This window comes from Bacteroides sp. 1_1_30 (genome assembly GCF_020982715.1).
Taxonomy (GTDB): Bacteria; Bacteroidota; Bacteroidia; order Bacteroidales; family Bacteroidaceae; genus Bacteroides; species Bacteroides xylanisolvens.
The window spans coordinates 20,428-35,290 of record NZ_JAJKHN010000001.1 but is presented as its reverse complement, the minus strand read 5'-3'; the positions used below and the strand labels follow the sequence as shown (position 1 = coordinate 35,290).

At 43.8% G+C, this 14,863-nt stretch carries 12 protein-coding genes; all 12 read right to left on the bottom strand.

Annotated elements, in window-relative coordinates; translation table 11 throughout:
- Positions 1 to 6 precede the first annotated feature (6 nt).
- From LPH68_RS00160 to LPH68_RS00105, 12 genes are read right to left on the bottom strand one after another with little or no spacing between them, the layout of a single operon-like run.
- Positions 7 to 576, bottom strand: coding sequence for a hypothetical protein (locus tag LPH68_RS00160; protein ID WP_118194886.1), 570 nt, complete (start codon positions 574 to 576; stop codon positions 7 to 9).
- A 57-nt stretch (positions 577 to 633) separates the two neighbouring features.
- A complete protein-coding gene (locus tag LPH68_RS00155) occupies positions 634 to 1,929 on the bottom strand; it encodes a phenylacetate--CoA ligase family protein (RefSeq protein ID WP_151922996.1) in 1,296 nt (431 codons plus the stop codon).
- Positions 1,913 to 3,649, bottom strand: a complete 1,737-nt coding sequence (locus LPH68_RS00150; RefSeq protein ID WP_151922997.1) for a C45 family peptidase — start codon at positions 3,647 to 3,649, stop codon at positions 1,913 to 1,915. The genes LPH68_RS00155 and LPH68_RS00150 overlap by 17 nt, the downstream gene beginning before the upstream one ends.
- The gene (locus LPH68_RS00145; RefSeq protein WP_230296829.1) at positions 3,642 to 5,132 is read right to left on the bottom strand and encodes an NAD(P)/FAD-dependent oxidoreductase; all 1,491 of its coding nucleotides are present in this window, start codon (positions 5,130 to 5,132) and stop codon (positions 3,642 to 3,644) included. The genes LPH68_RS00150 and LPH68_RS00145 overlap by 8 nt, the downstream gene beginning before the upstream one ends.
- A complete protein-coding gene (locus tag LPH68_RS00140) occupies positions 5,125 to 8,991 on the bottom strand; it encodes a 1-acyl-sn-glycerol-3-phosphate acyltransferase (RefSeq protein WP_151922999.1) in 3,867 nt (1,288 codons plus the stop codon). The genes LPH68_RS00145 and LPH68_RS00140 overlap by 8 nt, the downstream gene beginning before the upstream one ends.
- A complete protein-coding gene (locus LPH68_RS00135) occupies positions 8,988 to 10,178 on the bottom strand; it encodes a DUF2062 domain-containing protein (protein ID WP_151923000.1) in 1,191 nt (396 codons plus the stop codon). Before LPH68_RS00135 ends, LPH68_RS00140 begins: the two co-directional genes overlap by 4 nt.
- The gene (locus LPH68_RS00130; protein WP_008020518.1) at positions 10,175 to 10,654 is read right to left on the bottom strand and encodes a 3-hydroxylacyl-ACP dehydratase; all 480 of its coding nucleotides are present in this window, start codon (positions 10,652 to 10,654) and stop codon (positions 10,175 to 10,177) included. Before LPH68_RS00130 ends, LPH68_RS00135 begins: the two co-directional genes overlap by 4 nt.
- A 3-nt stretch (positions 10,655 to 10,657) precedes the next feature.
- A complete protein-coding gene (locus LPH68_RS00125) occupies positions 10,658 to 11,218 on the bottom strand; it encodes a hypothetical protein (protein ID WP_008020519.1) in 561 nt (186 codons plus the stop codon).
- Positions 11,193 to 11,828: an outer membrane lipoprotein carrier protein LolA gene (locus LPH68_RS00120; RefSeq protein WP_151923001.1), complete on the bottom strand. Its 636-nt coding sequence runs from the start codon at positions 11,826 to 11,828 to the stop codon at positions 11,193 to 11,195. Before LPH68_RS00120 ends, LPH68_RS00125 begins: the two co-directional genes overlap by 26 nt.
- A gap of 11 nt (positions 11,829 to 11,839) precedes the next feature.
- Entirely contained in the window at positions 11,840 to 12,520 is a 681-nt protein-coding gene (locus tag LPH68_RS00115; RefSeq protein ID WP_008020521.1) for a polysaccharide deacetylase family protein, read from the bottom strand.
- On the bottom strand, positions 12,517 to 13,542 hold the full coding sequence (locus tag LPH68_RS00110; RefSeq protein WP_151923002.1) for a beta-ketoacyl synthase chain length factor: 1,026 nt from the start codon (positions 13,540 to 13,542) through the stop codon (positions 12,517 to 12,519). The genes LPH68_RS00115 and LPH68_RS00110 overlap by 4 nt, the downstream gene beginning before the upstream one ends.
- Before the next feature lie 12 nt (positions 13,543 to 13,554).
- Complete coding sequence (locus tag LPH68_RS00105; protein WP_151923003.1) at positions 13,555 to 14,862, bottom strand: beta-ketoacyl-[acyl-carrier-protein] synthase family protein; 1,308 nt, start codon at positions 14,860 to 14,862, stop codon at positions 13,555 to 13,557.
- Between the last annotated feature and the right edge of the window lies 1 nt (position 14,863).

Genomic DNA, 14,863 nt, shown 5'->3' with positions numbered 1-14,863 from the left:
ATTGGTTTATAATTTCTTTAGTGCGCTATAAACAGATCCTGCCCAGTAGTTGCGCAATCCGAAACCACGTGCTTTTCCATCTGTTATCCATTCTTCAATGATCTCCTTTGTTTCAGTATTGAAGAATACGACTTCATACGTACCTCTGTTGTTTGATTTATCCAGGAACTGTGCGATAAATACCATACCTACGCCCGGCGTTTTCTGAATAGGTAATGCTTCGATAGCCGCTTTGATTTGTTCTTTACTAAGGCTATATTCTCTTTTGGTAGTCATCAGCTCGGCCAAGTTAATGTTTTCGTTCACTTGATTGACTGCATCCAGTGAGATTTCCGTTACTTCTTTTTTCAACTGTTTTCCTACGTTATACTTCTTTGCTTCTGTGATAAACAGCTCATTGATACGTCTGAAAGCATCTTTGAATTGTATCGGTGATTCATCTGCACCGAAAACTTTAGCTTGGGAGTAGTCCACTCCATAGAACTTGATAGACTGGATGTCTTTCAATGCACTCTTGCCTTGTCCGAAACAGAACAGGCTCGTACTTAAGAATAAGAATAGAATAAGTTTTTTCATATACGTTAATGTTAAAGTGATATAGTTGGTTTACTAACTTCCAAAAGTAGAAAATAATTATCGTAAATCAATGAATTTTATCGTTTTTCGACTCATTGGAGGCATTTGAATTTTTGCGATGTATTCTGCCGACTCAAAATTAATGCTTGGAGCTACTCTTACTTTCGAACGGAACAGGTCTTTTATCTCCTTGGCAAAACCTTCGCTACGGTTTTCACTTCCGATACGGATCAGAATTTCATCCGTTCCCAATTCGTTGGTGTAAACTTCAATGATGTAATTCTTTACCGAAGGAATATTGTCCAGTATGTCGAACAATGCAGGCGGATACAAAGTAGTCCCTTTGTATTTAATCATTTGCCCTTTTCGTCCGAGGATGGAACTAAGGCGAATCGTATTTCTTCCGCAGGCACAAGGTTCGGTATGATGGTAACAAATATCACCTGTCTTGAAGCGGAGCAGCGGCATACCTTCTACTCCAAGCGTCGTGATCGTCACTTCGCCAGCTTCTCCCTCTGCGACAGGACGATTGTTGTCATCCAAAAACTCTACGATGATAAGTTCCGGTTGCAAATGCCCGCCGTGGAATTCGCTACATTCGGTAAAAGACGACTGCATTTCGGTGGAAGCATAGGTGGAATATAGCTGTAAGGCAGACCATTTGTCATGTATCTTTTGTCCGAGCGTATTTAACTGAAACTCCTGATTGCGCAAAGCCTCACCGATACAGATACATTTCTGCATTGAGCACGCATTATGGTCGATATGATTCTTCTCGGCAAACTCTATCAGTTTGATAAGGAAAGAAGGAACGACCATTCCACAAGTCGGATGAATCCGGCGAATCGTGTCCCATTGCAGTTCGGGGATGCCGTTACCTACACGGATCACTCCCATGCCGAGTTCGCGTGCTCCCATGTAATAGGCAAGTCCGGCCATGAAGCGGCGGTCGATGGTAGTCATGAGTTGCAGAATATCCTTTTTACTGCATCCGGTGGTGGTGAAAGACAGGTACTCGTTGTAAGATAAACGGTCCAGGTCCTCGGAAGTGAGAACGAAAGTCACCGGATCTCCCAGTGTGCCGGAAGTCGTTACATAGTCGATGATTTGCTCCTTGTCTACACAGATGAAGTCGTCGTTATGAAGTTGCAAGTCTGTCTTGGTGGTGACAGGTATTTGTTGCAAGTCTTCAATCTTCTTTATCTGATTGATGTCAATGTGGTGTTCTTCGAACATTCGTTGGTAGAACTTGGAGTGTGCTTGCAGGTAGGTCAACGTTTGAGCTAACTTTTCTTCCTGATAGCATTTGATCTCTTCCGGTGAGCGGAACTGAATTTCAGGATTCTTTTCCATCTTTGGATTGTTTTTGAATTTTCTGTTGGATACGTTCTTTCTCTTGCAACTTGGGAATCGGTTTCTTCAATGCTTTTTGCCAGTACGCAATGGCTTGTTGCGGTTGCTGCATAGCCTCGTAATAATCTCCCATCACTTCATATACATAATATAGAGAAGGATTGGAGGCTTCGTATGTTTTTAAAACATGCTCTTCTATCTTCTCCTTTTTTCTGATCTTCTTCAATAGGAGCGGAGTCAGCTTCTTATAAGTAAGAAGATGCTGGAACTCCGGTGTTTCGGTGAATTCATCTGCCGGAATGGTCAGGTTAGAACTGTATATTTCGTGTTGCAAGTTAATCGTGTCGTTAAATATCTTGTTCAGGTCATAAGCTACATACTTTCCACATTGCCAGGGAGAGGTAGATACCCACATCAATCGTTTCTCCGGTTGGAAGATAACGGAATGATGAGCAATGAATTGATTGATAGCCATTTCGTTAGCCAGTCCCAAGTCCGCATCTTGCAAACCCTTGTGGTTGCGCAGGATAGAGGCGGCCTTGGAGGCGTCTATCGGCATATTTTCATTGATGAGTTCTTCCAATCGTGCAAAACGGTATGGACTGTCCGAAGTACGGATATTTTCCATATTTCGTTCATCCTTACTGAATTCCTCCGATTGGTAATGATTGGTGCTGATGAGTCGGTCGGATTCTTTCCCTTTAAAGAGCACTGTCTTCTCTGGGGATTTTTCAATGATAGCGGCTTTGCCATCTTTGGCAGAACCTATCAAGATGGATTCGGAGACGAATGTCTTCCGTTTCTTAGCAATGGCAAAAGCCTCATCAATCGTTGACGCATATTGCAGGATTTCTCTGGTCAGAATGGAAATAGGAGTGGCGGAACCTGTTGGAACAGCAGACTTGGCGGCATTGATCGTGACGGTCAGCCCCGTTTCGTTCATGCCGGATAGTACGCCTATCATACCGGGCCATCCTACGGAAGCGAATTTATAACCTTGATCCGGTGTATAAAAAGCCACTTGTTTATTTTCTGCGAAGGCATCTCCCACATAGAAATCGAAGTTGCGTCCGATTAGTAGAGACGAATCGGCGCTTTGTGTTCCCCAAGTGGCAAACGAACTGCATCCCACTAACATATAATCTTGCATGGCATGTCCCAGGTCGTGTGCCGAATGGTAATTCAACTGACGTTCGTAAGGAGTGCCGATAAAGTCGTATTCATGGGTACACGATAGCGAGATTCCGTAGATCTCGTTGCGGTATTCTTCGAGAACGTTCTCACCCAAATGACGGTTGAATAATACAATAAAGAACCGGAGGAACTTCAGATAACTGTCTGAAGGAACAATCTCACGAATTTGATCGACAAATACTTTCTCCTGATAATGAAGCAAATCGGAAGACAGTTTGCCGATGGCTTCTCCTCTTTGAAAGGCATCTCCTTTCACAAACAACTCCCACAATCCGCTTTCGCTGTGGCGCAGGAAGTTGCCGTCATAATATCGGAGATCGAGCGTATCATTGTAGAGCACCTCTGCCGGAACCATGGTAGTAGTACCTGCATGAGACACTTTTGTCATGATGATACTGGGTTCATGTTTCGGTGTTCGCATATCTGCTGAAAAGTAGAGATAACAGACTCCGGCTATCAATATCACAAGGAGCGACAAAAGAACGCAGCTCGTGTACTTGAATATCTTTTTGATTGTTTTATGCATTTCCTACTTTTTTAGCCAGGTATTCTTGTCCCACAAATTCCGCACAAGTGAGCATGGAAGTCAGCGTTACCCCCAGTGCGCCGTGCACATTCAGGTTTTGACCTGTGAGAAAGAGATTACCCAACCGGCTTCGTGTAGACACAAAACCGATTTGCGGACATTTATAATCTTTGATAATTCCGTATGCGGAACCGTCCACCGTTCCGGTATAGTCGCGATAACTCAACGGAGTGGTGGTGTGAATCTCTTCTATGTTGTCGGAGAAATCAATGCCATGGCTCCGAATAAAGCGAAGCAACTGTTCCGTCTTTTCCTGCTTGAAGGACCGGTAGCTTTCTCCCCGATGTTCGGGAGTGGTGTCTTTCCATGCAGAGAGTTCGTCCATATACATCGGTGTCAGAATCGAAATAACACTGGCGTATTGACTGTCTTCGGAAGAGGCTTGCATCGAAATCATGCAGTTGGTGGTCCGTCCCGGATAGAGCTGCTTGTCATACCACACTTTGTGATCTCCATGCAGATAGAGGTTACGGTTTTGGTACGGAGTGCTCTTCTTTTTCATTACCAGATAAAGCGTGAAGATGCCGTATGTGTTTTCGAGCGAACGGATGCGGGATATGTAGGCGTTCTTGATACTACGGTTTTTATCCAGTATCTCCAGGGTTCGTTGAGGGTGCATGTTGGAAATTACATAGTCGCTTTCCAACCGCTCTTTGCCGTTGATGATGACTCCCTGTACTTTTTCGTTTTCAACGATGATACGGGTGGCTTCACTGTTGTTAAGTACTGTCCCTCCATTCGCCCGGATCACGTTAATCAATCCCAGGCTGACTTGCATACTGCCGTCCACAAAACGATAAGCTCCTTCGATATAGGAATGGTTAATCATGGCATGTTCGTAGAAGGTGGAGACATCTTTCAAGCCTCCGTAGAGCAAGGCCGAGCCTGCCAGTACATTTTGTAAAGTAGGGTCCGGAGTAATATCCGCAATCAGTCCTGCGGCGGAGGTGCAGAAGTATTTCATTCCTTCCAGGGCAAGTGTGCCCTGTTTCAGATGGTCTACGCTAATCAAGTTACCAACAGTCTGAAGCTGTTCGGCATAACGTTTCAGGTTTTCTTTTTCGTGCGGGAAGGACCGGCAGATCGTTTCGATGAATTGCGGATACCCCATTGCGTAATCGTATGTTTTTCCTTTATAGTAGATTGTATCGAAAGCCTCGTCGTCCAAACGTTTCAGCTTTAGTTTGTCCATGATGCCGAAATAGCGGAAATACTGATTCATCACTTGACCTTCATCCAGACTTCCTACATAATGAATGCCTGTATCGAATAAGTGTCCTTTTCGCCGGTAGGTTTGAAAGCATCCGCCGAATTGCGTGTTTTTCTCTACGACGCATACATTGAATCCTTCTTTACTAAGAATCGCTCCACATTCCAGTCCGCCAAGGCCGCTTCCGATAATGATGATATCGTATTTACTCATGTTCGTTCGGTTTTCTGAATATATAAATAGTGTTCGAGGTATATTTGTCATTAGGAATGATTTCTACATTCATTCCGCAGGTGACTGCTATTTCCCGTAGTTGGGTTTCTGTGGTGAAATACAATTCTCCGGTAGTCCGGTTGAAATTGAAGATACGGGTGGATAGTAATTCCGTGAACCGGGTCAGCCTGTGTTTGGACGTATTTGCCGAGTTTCCGTCCCGTATGATAATCATTCCCTGCGAACGCAGCCGGTCAGCGCATTTCAACAGCAAAGTCCGTTGATGTTCATAGCTCATATAGTGAAGCATATCGTTCAGGATAAAAACATCGCTTTCCGGTAGCGGATATTCCAATGCGTTGCCGTGCCTGAACTGGAGATATTCGTTGCGTAACCATCCGTGTTGTGCCAAAGCTATTTTATCCTCATCGTAATCAATTCCTAAAATTTCCCGGTCTTCGGAAAGCAGAGACAACATATAACAGAGCGGACCGAAGCCGCAGCCGATGTCTGTAATTTGCCCTTGGGCGGGAATCAGTCGGTTGAACAGCCGGTAGTTTCTTTCCATCTTCACCTTGATACGGATATACCATTCTACGACTGGTCCTTTGTAGATATAGTTTTGGATCAGAGCTTCGTAGAAGGCAGGATTGTCCGTCGTGTTCTTTTCCCGGCAGATATGGGCGTAACCTTCCTTCATATAGGCGGATATGCGTTTGGTGCGTTCCTGGTAGGTGGTTCCGAAAGAAAGGTCGTCGGCCGGTATACGGGGAAGTATTTCCGTGTAGATGATTCCTTTGCGGATATTGAAAGGCTGTGCCTTTGCAATGATTTTGTTGTTGCCGTAGAGGAGGATCGGAAGAATATCCAGTTGCAATGTTTCTGCCAGGTAGAAAGCTCCTTTGTGGAAACGCTTCATCTTTCCGTTGTAAGTGCGTGTACCTTCGGGGAAGATAGCGATGGAGTAGCCCTCTTTTACTTTTTTCCGCATCCGTTCCATATATTGTTCGTAGCCTTCGCCTATGTAATAGAAATCGACATAGCGGATGATTGCTCCGAAGAAAGGAGAATGCCATACCCAATGGTTGGTTACCATCAGGATTTTAGACGAAAGAGACAGCAATACCAGAATATCGATGAACGACTGGTGGTTGGCGATAATAATTGCCGGATGCTGGAAACGCTCGTTGGCCTTGTTGATATGTTCTTTTTTGACGGCAGTGGCTAACAACAGAATCCCTTTGCAGGTGATTTGTATCAGTCGGCATACCAAACGTTGTTTGCTGCTTTTCCGCACAGGCACCAAATAAAGGACAGCGATCAGTACACGGAGGAAGATACAACCGATAAAGAAAAGCAGGAAGAGCAATACGGTCCGTATCAGCCCGATAAGCGTATAAGGCGGCAATCCTTTGGAAGCGGGTCCTGCAATGAAGAACCGGAAAATGAGTGGCTGAATGGTATAGGCTACCAACACCACTGCTATCATGCCGAGAATGGAAATCAGTGAAATGGATTGCAAAGCCGGATGCTTGGCAAAAACAAGTGCTCCCATACCGACAACTGTGGTGAAAGCAGAGAAGAAGATGGCTGTTTTGTGAGAATTCAGTACCTTCTGACCTGTACGGTATTTGTTTTGTAGCCCGTCCATAATGAAGATACTGAAATCGTCTCCAATGCCAAAGATAAAGGTGGACAGGATAATGTTGATGATGTTGAACTCAATCCCCAAAATTCCCATCAATCCCAAGATGATTACCCAGCTGACCAGCATCGGGAGAAAACTCATCAAGGTAAGTTCGATACGTCCGTATGAGAACCATAATGCGAAGAATATCAGGAAAGAAGAGATATACAGAATCAGGTAAAAGTCGTCATTGATGGCAGATACCCATTTATTGGCAAAGTAGGAACGGTCGAAGATGACTACATCCTGGGTTTTGCTGAAGTTCTGATACACGGTTTCCTTATTCTGGTCGCTAATCCGTATCTGGCTGATAAGCATGGTGATGGAATCGGCAGAAGTTTGCCATTCGTTCAGTAGCTTGCCGGATAAATCGTCTTCTTGTGCGGTGTAGTGATATTCACCGAAAGGTTGGTTTAGCCATTGATAAAAGGGATCGAAGCTTCCCGGACGGAAACGGTATTCAGTGGCAGCTGTTTCCAGTTGTTTACGGATTTGCTGTTGTTTTTCATCTGTCCAGTAGTCTTTCCATCTTTTCAGGCGTAGCTGTTGCTCTTGTGGAGAAATCAGAAACTGTGAGGCGGAAGCATAATCTTTAATCAGTCCCTGATCCTTCAGTGTCGATAACTTCTGATTGGTTATTGCATAAGTTTCGGTAGCCTGATTCATGTCTTTGCCTACGCTGACAAAAAGCACTGTCTTTTCGTCGCTGTCGAAGAGCTGCATTAATTTCTCTTCCGATTGTTTGAGATGTTGAGGTTCATAATTGAGGCTCATCATGTCGTTGTTGAAGCCGACCTTTTGTGAGGTAAACAAACAGATAATTGTAATGAGGAGAATACCGCCTACCAACCATTTATTCTTTTCGTAAGAATATGCGTTTATTTTCTCGATGATGCGTAATACGCGTCCCTGTTTGACGTCTGCCTGTCCTTTCAGGAAATGAGGCAGGTAAATGAGGCAAAAAAGAGTAGTACCCACCAATGCCAGGGAAGCGAACAACCCGAAATCGCGTAACAGATCGGAACTGGTGAATATCAATCCCATAAATGCGCCGATAGTGGTGAAACTACCTACTGTAAGCGGATAGGCTATCTCTTTAATCAGTTGTTGCACGGTGGAAACATGGTTCTGATGTGCCAACATGTGGATGGAATAGCTTAGCGCAATACCCATCACTGCCGAACCGGCTCCCACGGCAATGGCCGAGATGCTTCCTTTGATAAAGAAAATCAGAAACAGGGCGAACAATCCTCCGAAGAGTACCGGAGTAATAATCAGTGGTATCGATCGCTTCCGTTTAAACACGAGTGAGATAAATACTATGATGATAAGCAGTGCCAGGGAAGAAGTCAGAATCGTGTCTTTCTTGATCTGACGGGCGTTGTAGACTCCTACGGAGGGACCGCCGAAATATTCGGCTCGAATGGTAGGAGATTCTCCCTGTACGTGTTGGAGTTCTTCTTCGAGTATTTTTATCAGTTCGTCATTCTTTCCGGTACTGCCTGTGCTGAATACCGGGGTAATGAACATAAGCAAGGTGGAACCGTCTTTGGAAAAGATGTGTTCGTCATAAATCTCGTAGTTGGCTTCCAACTGGAAATCCTGCAGATGTTTCAGGGCTTCACTTCCCAGTCCGAGCGGGTCCCGGAGAATATAACTTCTTAATGCGATTCCGGCAGGAGAGAGGAGATTGGTATAGTTCTTCTGCATGGTAGCTTGTATACCCTTCTCTGTCAATAGGGAATCGAATCGTTGATAATCCGTATCTGTCAGGAAAAGCGGGAGATGCTCGTAGACAAAGTCTGTGGCTCCTCCGATGAGGCTTTGGTCTACCTGTGCGAAAATTCCCTTAATCAGGGTTCCTCCGGCTTTTTCAGTCAGGGTTTGTTGCAGTTGTCCGGCAGCTTCTATCAGGGAATCAGGTTCTACCTGGTGACAGGTATCTGCCGAGGATAGCATAATGATAATCTTATCCTTGATTTTGAGATTGTCGAATACCTTGATTGTGTTTTGGGAGTCTTTGGTGTCGGGGAAAAATTGTGTGATGTTCTCTTCGAATCTTACTTGCAGGGCAAAGAACCCCATCAACAGGACACAACTGATGAGTGACAAATAGAACAGAATCTTGTGCCTCTCAAAATAATCATATAGTCCGATAAAAAACTGGGTCATATCTTTTTTTTCCTACACGCCGTGAGCAGAATGAACGCGATGGTTCCTGCCAGTATGCTGCATACGACTGCAAAGATAACACTTCCTATTAAATATTGCTCTATGACTGATTTTACATTTTCAAAAGAAAGTTCGTTTAAGTGCAGGTTTACAGGTTCTCCCAGTACTTTACAGCCGGTTACATAACTTCCGTACAGTAAAAATGGTATCATCGGAGGGATGCTGATGTTGGCTGCTACAATAGCTATGACTTTGTTTAATCGGAACAAATGCGCCAAAAACAACGTAATCAGCATTTGATATCCCCATGCCGGAACGATGCCCATAAATACGCCGAACATGATGGCTGCCGTAATCCGCAGGTTAGATTCGGGGGAGTGGGTGATGTGGTTGGAGAAAAACTGCTTGCAATTCTTCCAGGTCAGTTTACGGAAAAAGTTTCGTGGTACGATCCAAAGGAAAGTGACGAGTACCAGTACCGTATTCAGAATACTGATACGGGTGAAATCACGGAACGGGCGGAAATGAGAAACCCGTTCTTCCTGTGGCGGATAATAAACGTGTACCGGAATGTTTTTAACGGGATTGCCTCCCCATGCTGCAAAAACAAGTGCTTCCAGTTCGAACTCATATTTGGCAGTGTAATACCACTTGTCCACATTCATTCGTTGGATAGGGTAGAGGCGGTAGCCGGATTGCGTATCTTGTAGTTTGATACCGGTTTCGAGGGTGAACCAAAAGTTGGAAAACTTATTAGCAAAGGTGTTCTTTCCCGGCATATTGTCCGAGGCCAGATTACGGGAGCCTACCAGTAACGTGTCCGGTTCCTTTTCTATGGCTTCAATCAATACGGGAATGTCCGAAGCGAAATGCTGTCCGTCGGAATCAATGGTGATGGCATATCGGAATCCTTGCTTCTTTGCGAAAGATAGTCCATGTTTCAAAGCTACCCCTTTTCCTTGATTGACAGGGTGGGTGATGATGTGAAGATTAGCTTCCTGATTCAGTATTTCAGGTGTTTCATCCGTTGAACCGTCATTGACAACAAGGATTTCCGGTGCATAAAAACGTACACTTGCTATGACTTCTGCCAGTGTCTTGCCATTGTTGTAACTCGGGATGATGACGATGATCCCTAATTGTTTCAACTTTTCGTGCCAATAGGCTGTACTTATTTGCTCCTTCATGCTTTTGGGGTAAGTGCAGCTTTTAGTTTAATGAAACATTCGTCTTTTATATTTTCTTCCTTTATAATGCTTTCTTTTCCTGTGTTCTCCTTTACAATTTCTTCTTTTGCAATATCCTCTTTCACAATGCTTTTATTTACAGTCTTTTCCTTTACAGTACCTTCCGCCTGTAACTGGAGTTTGCCTTCTTCTGTCTCTTTGAGACTCAGTACGATTGCTATCCGAGGCGTTTCTATAGGATTGATAGCCGAAAGAAATTTGCAGGAAGATACTTGTGTTATTTGCAACTTTTGCTGACGAATATTTTCTGCACATTCCTTGATAAGTTGCAATAGACAAACTCCGGGAACTACCGGATGTTCAGGAAAATGTCCCTGATAAACAGTGTGGTCAGGATTCAACTCTATCTGAATAGTCCAGGTGGTTGAATCCGATGACTCGGAGGAAAGGATAGTATAGAAGTTATCAAGTAGCATATATTAAATTTCTTTAGATAGTTTATCCAGACGGATCGTTAACCGTATCCACGGATGTTTGATTTTTATTTGTGCCGGATCACCCGGAGTGTCGTCGGTAATGTAGACCACTGATTTTCCAAAGCCTTTTCCACTGGTTCTTTTTTGGGTAGCATTGTCTTTGGTGGCTTTCACACGGACGTCTTTTCCATTTAAGAACAAACGCCTGAAATCCATCTCTAACAGTTTCAATACCTTTTCTTTTTTCATGGGTTCAATGCAGCTGTTGACATTAAATTGATCGTCATGCAGAGAAAAATCGAAAAGGCTTAACCCGAAGTAGGTAGACGCCACGATCCGGATTTCGTTATCAGGCATACGGCGTACTATCAGCATACCACTCATGTGATGTTTCATGAAATCCAGTTGGATATTGTATTTTTGTGATTCTTCCCCTTGTGTCAGTTCGATAACAGGAGGCACAGTACTGCCTTCCCCGCTTATTCGTGGAGAGCAGGACGTTTGAACCTGTATTCCCAAGAATAACAGAACCGTCAGGCTAACGAATCGCAAACTTCGTCTCATTCTTCAGAGAGTTGAACTTTTTATTATAGAATTCGTATTCTGTGTAGTTTGTAGCTGTTTCGGACAGACGGAGTTTGTGCACCGACATATCTTTCTTGTCCAAATAAATTTCGATACCGGCAATATAGGCTTGTACTGCTTTGTTAGTCGGCTTAATTTTAACCAAATAATATCGTGCGTCTTCAAAATATTCTAGCTGGTAGTTGGATGACATCTTAGACAGGTCGCCTATCATACACGCAGTTAGCATATCCTGCATCTGTGCCATCATTTTGTTCGAACTTAGGTTCATAATACTTTTCTTGCCATCCGATACGATTTTGAGCTTACTCCCGTTTATCACGATGAGATAATTCATTGGGCGGAAGTATTCCATACAGATTTTATTGCTCTTTTGGTAGTAGAACTTCCCTTTGGAAGTAACCTTTTCGTCGAATACATCGAGATATTTCACTTGGGTAAAATCGCTTTCGATGGACTTCACGGTTTGTGCCTCCTTTGCCAGGCGGTTTTCAAACTCGGTCTTTTGCACCATCTTTTTCATGCTCTGTGCATGGACGGTGGCGATAGACAAGAAGAAAAGCGATAAGTATAGTAATAAAGTTCTCATACATTTTTATTTTATGCCAATAGTTTGTCCGGACGGACAACGGTATATCCTTGTTCTTTTAGTAAATCCAGTATTTGTTTCACTAACTGGTCGCTGCCGGGCATCCGGTCGTGCAACAGAATGATGGCTCCCGGTTTAAGACGTTTCCGAATCCTGGCAAGTATTTTGTCCGGAGCTGACTGTTGCGTATCTAATGTACGGATGCTCCATCCTATTGAGGTGTATCCTAACTGTCGGACAGCTTTCGCAATCGTAGGATTAGTGACACCGAATGGCGGACGAAACAAAGTAACCGGCTGCGAAGTTACTCGTTCTAGTTCACACTGACAAGTTTGCAGGTCTTTTTTCATTTTAGAGAGTCCATATAGCGGAAATAAACCGGAATGGCTATATGAATGATTCCCAATTAGATGACCTTCTGTTACCATACTTTTCAATAAGGCTTCATTTCCTTTTATCTTGTGTCCGATACAGAAAAAACAGGCAGTTGCCTGATATTCTTTTAGTACCTTCAATACTTTGGGCGTTTGAATGGGATCGGGACCGTCGTCAAAAGTCAGGGCGACAACTTTTTCCGTAGTACGTTTTTTGCAAAACGATCGTAGATAAATTCCCGACTGAATGCTATAGGAAGCATAAACGAGAAAGGACAGTATCAAGAATAAACATAGAAGGAGGCAAACAATCATCATACGCTTTTCCGAATTAGAATCAATGAGTGATTGATGGAGTGGTGATGATTATAAATCAATATATTGGTAGGGGTAGTGCAGTTTATTGATGTCTTTACTGCTTTCCATACGGCATACGATGAGGCGGTAGGATATTCTCCACATTCGTCCTTAAAACTAAGATGAATACTTTCCGGGAAAAGGTTGGTTTCAAGCTCTTCATAGATTGAGTTAGTGATTTGCTCGTGGTAATCACCTTGAAGGGATTGTTTTTTGTTCTTTCCGGTAACTAACCATTGAATATCCTGACACTCTAATCCGTTTCGTTGTAAAAAACGAATAATTCGGGAACTGATTTCTTCTGTCGTATGTTGTCCCGTGAAAGTTTCAAGTCCTCGTATTTCTGCTAACGGATGCTCTCCGGCTTCCCGGCTTAATAGGAAGAATTGAGCACCTTCTCCGGCTTCTATTCCTTTCAGTAGTCCCAGGCGTTGCTGAATGATGTAACTGGTTTCTGTCATTTCGTCCATAGCTCCCACCAGTATGTTCTCGCTTCCTTCTTCTATTTTCATCATGGCATCCAGCAAAGCGCTTTCAAAACTTAGTCCCCGGTGAACATAAGTCATGTTGTAGGCATGTATTTGATGAATTAAAGCTATTTGTGCACCAATTGTATTGAATGTCGACTGAATAAAAGGAGTAGGATTCAGCATCCGCTCTTCATTATCTAACAGGTTGTTCAGAAACTTTTCCGTATCAACCAGGCAGCCCAACCCTGTGGCTGTGATAATTCCCCCTATCTTCTCGGGAGATAGTTCGCCCATACATTCCAATCCGCAAGCTACTCCCATTTTGACAATACGGCTCATGCGCCTGCGCAAAGTTGCATTGGCAATAATATCCTTATAATCGGGTTCACAAGCCTGAAGAAAAGGACGGTTTGCTGAAACATCGGGCGAATCATTTACTTTCGGATTATTTCCTTGTGAATGATTTCCTTGTGGATGGATAGAAGCGATGCGTTGAATATAAACTGGCTGCATAGGCTCAAAAACTTAAAGGTTCGTTCGTTTTGGAAAATTCGTTGCGGAAAAGAGGAGCGACGAGTCGTTTCCCCCAAAGCCGAAAGAATTGGATAATACATGGCGGATCGGCAATCCTTCCTGGAAAGACGTTTCCGGTATCAATCCTGTTTCTGATTTTACTCCTGTTTCTGACATCAGCTCTGTTTCCGGCATAGCCTCCGTGAAATTCAGATTCGGATAAATCATGCCTTTATCTATGGAAAGAACGGAATAAACAGCTTCAATTCCTTCGGAAGCTCCTAAGGTGTGTCCGATAAAAGCTTTTACCGAACTAAACGGTGGAACATGTTCTCCGAAGATTCTTCGCAATGCCATACCTTCCGATGCGTCATTACCGGGAGTACCTGTCCCATGTACGTTGATATAATCAATATCTTCAGGAGAAATGCCACTGGAAGCGATGGCTTCACTCATTGATAGAAAGGCGCCATCTCCTTCGGGAGAACTTCCTGTTTGATGATAAGCTTCATTTGTATTAGCATAACCGCTTAGTTCACAGTAAGGAACTCTTTGGGGTGAACTTTCTGATTGAAGCACTAAATAACCCGCGCCTTCTCCCAAATTTAATCCGGTACGCGAACGGTCAAAAGGACGACAATGTATTTTGTCCAAAATCATGAGAGAGTTGAACCCATTGAGCGTAAACCGGCAAAGTGCATCCGTACCTCCGACGATAGCAGCATCCAGTTGTCCGTGTTTTATCAGTCTCGCTCCCAACATAATAGCATTGGCTGCCGATGAACAGGCAGTACTGATGGTGGTTATAAAATCATTGATACCTAAATACGAAGCTATTAATTCGGTACTGGCTCCGCAGTCGTGTGAAATCACTTCCCGCAATCGTCCTTGTTTCGGGTTTTTCTTGAACGATTCATAGAAACGCTCGCTTAAGTCCATACCGCCGACAGAAGTGGCGGAAATAAAACCAATACGTAACGGTTGCTGGTCTTTTTGCGAGGTTACTGGCTGATTCAGTAACTGATTTTTTGGCTGATTGGATGATATACGCAAGTTTAGTCCTGCATCTTCCATCGCTTCTTTGGCGGCTATCATGCCTAGCAATGCTGTGCGTGATACTGTACGCTGCGGAGGTAAAGATAATAGTTGTTTAAGTTCTTCATTGCTACGTTTCACTTCAGATACGGGTACATCGAGAGCAGTCGGGAAAAGAGTTACCTTTCCGATGCCATGCTTCCCTTGTTGTAGTGCCTCTATATTTTCGGAAACTCCGATGCCGATGCCCGAAACAACTCCCAATCCGGTGACGTAAATCTTCATA

Bases quoted from the DNA above. Each gene is read 5' to 3' on its own strand.
- LPH68_RS00130 (WP_008020518.1), bottom strand. From the start codon at position 10,654: ATGCTACTTGATAACTTCTATACTATCCTTTCCTCCGAGTCATCGGAT.
- LPH68_RS00110 (WP_151923002.1), bottom strand. From the start codon at position 13,542: ATGCAGCCAGTTTATATTCAACGCATCGCTTCTATCCATCCACAAGGA.
- LPH68_RS00155 (WP_151922996.1), bottom strand. From the start codon at position 1,929: ATGGAAAAGAATCCTGAAATTCAGTTCCGCTCACCGGAAGAGATCAAA.
- LPH68_RS00150 (WP_151922997.1), bottom strand. From the start codon at position 3,649: ATGCATAAAACAATCAAAAAGATATTCAAGTACACGAGCTGCGTTCTT.
- LPH68_RS00160 (WP_118194886.1), bottom strand. From the start codon at position 576: ATGAAAAAACTTATTCTATTCTTATTCTTAAGTACGAGCCTGTTCTGT.
- LPH68_RS00125 (WP_008020519.1), bottom strand. From the start codon at position 11,218: ATGAGACGAAGTTTGCGATTCGTTAGCCTGACGGTTCTGTTATTCTTG.
- LPH68_RS00145 (WP_230296829.1), bottom strand. From the start codon at position 5,132: ATGAGTAAATACGATATCATCATTATCGGAAGCGGCCTTGGCGGACTG.
- LPH68_RS00140 (WP_151922999.1), bottom strand. From the start codon at position 8,991: ATGACCCAGTTTTTTATCGGACTATATGATTATTTTGAGAGGCACAAG.
- LPH68_RS00115 (WP_008020521.1), bottom strand. From the start codon at position 12,520: ATGATGATTGTTTGCCTCCTTCTATGTTTATTCTTGATACTGTCCTTT.
- LPH68_RS00105 (WP_151923003.1), bottom strand. From the start codon at position 14,862: ATGAAGATTTACGTCACCGGATTGGGAGTTGTTTCGGGCATCGGCATC.
- LPH68_RS00135 (WP_151923000.1), bottom strand. From the start codon at position 10,178: ATGAAGGAGCAAATAAGTACAGCCTATTGGCACGAAAAGTTGAAACAA.
- LPH68_RS00120 (WP_151923001.1), bottom strand. From the start codon at position 11,828: ATGAGAACTTTATTACTATACTTATCGCTTTTCTTCTTGTCTATCGCC.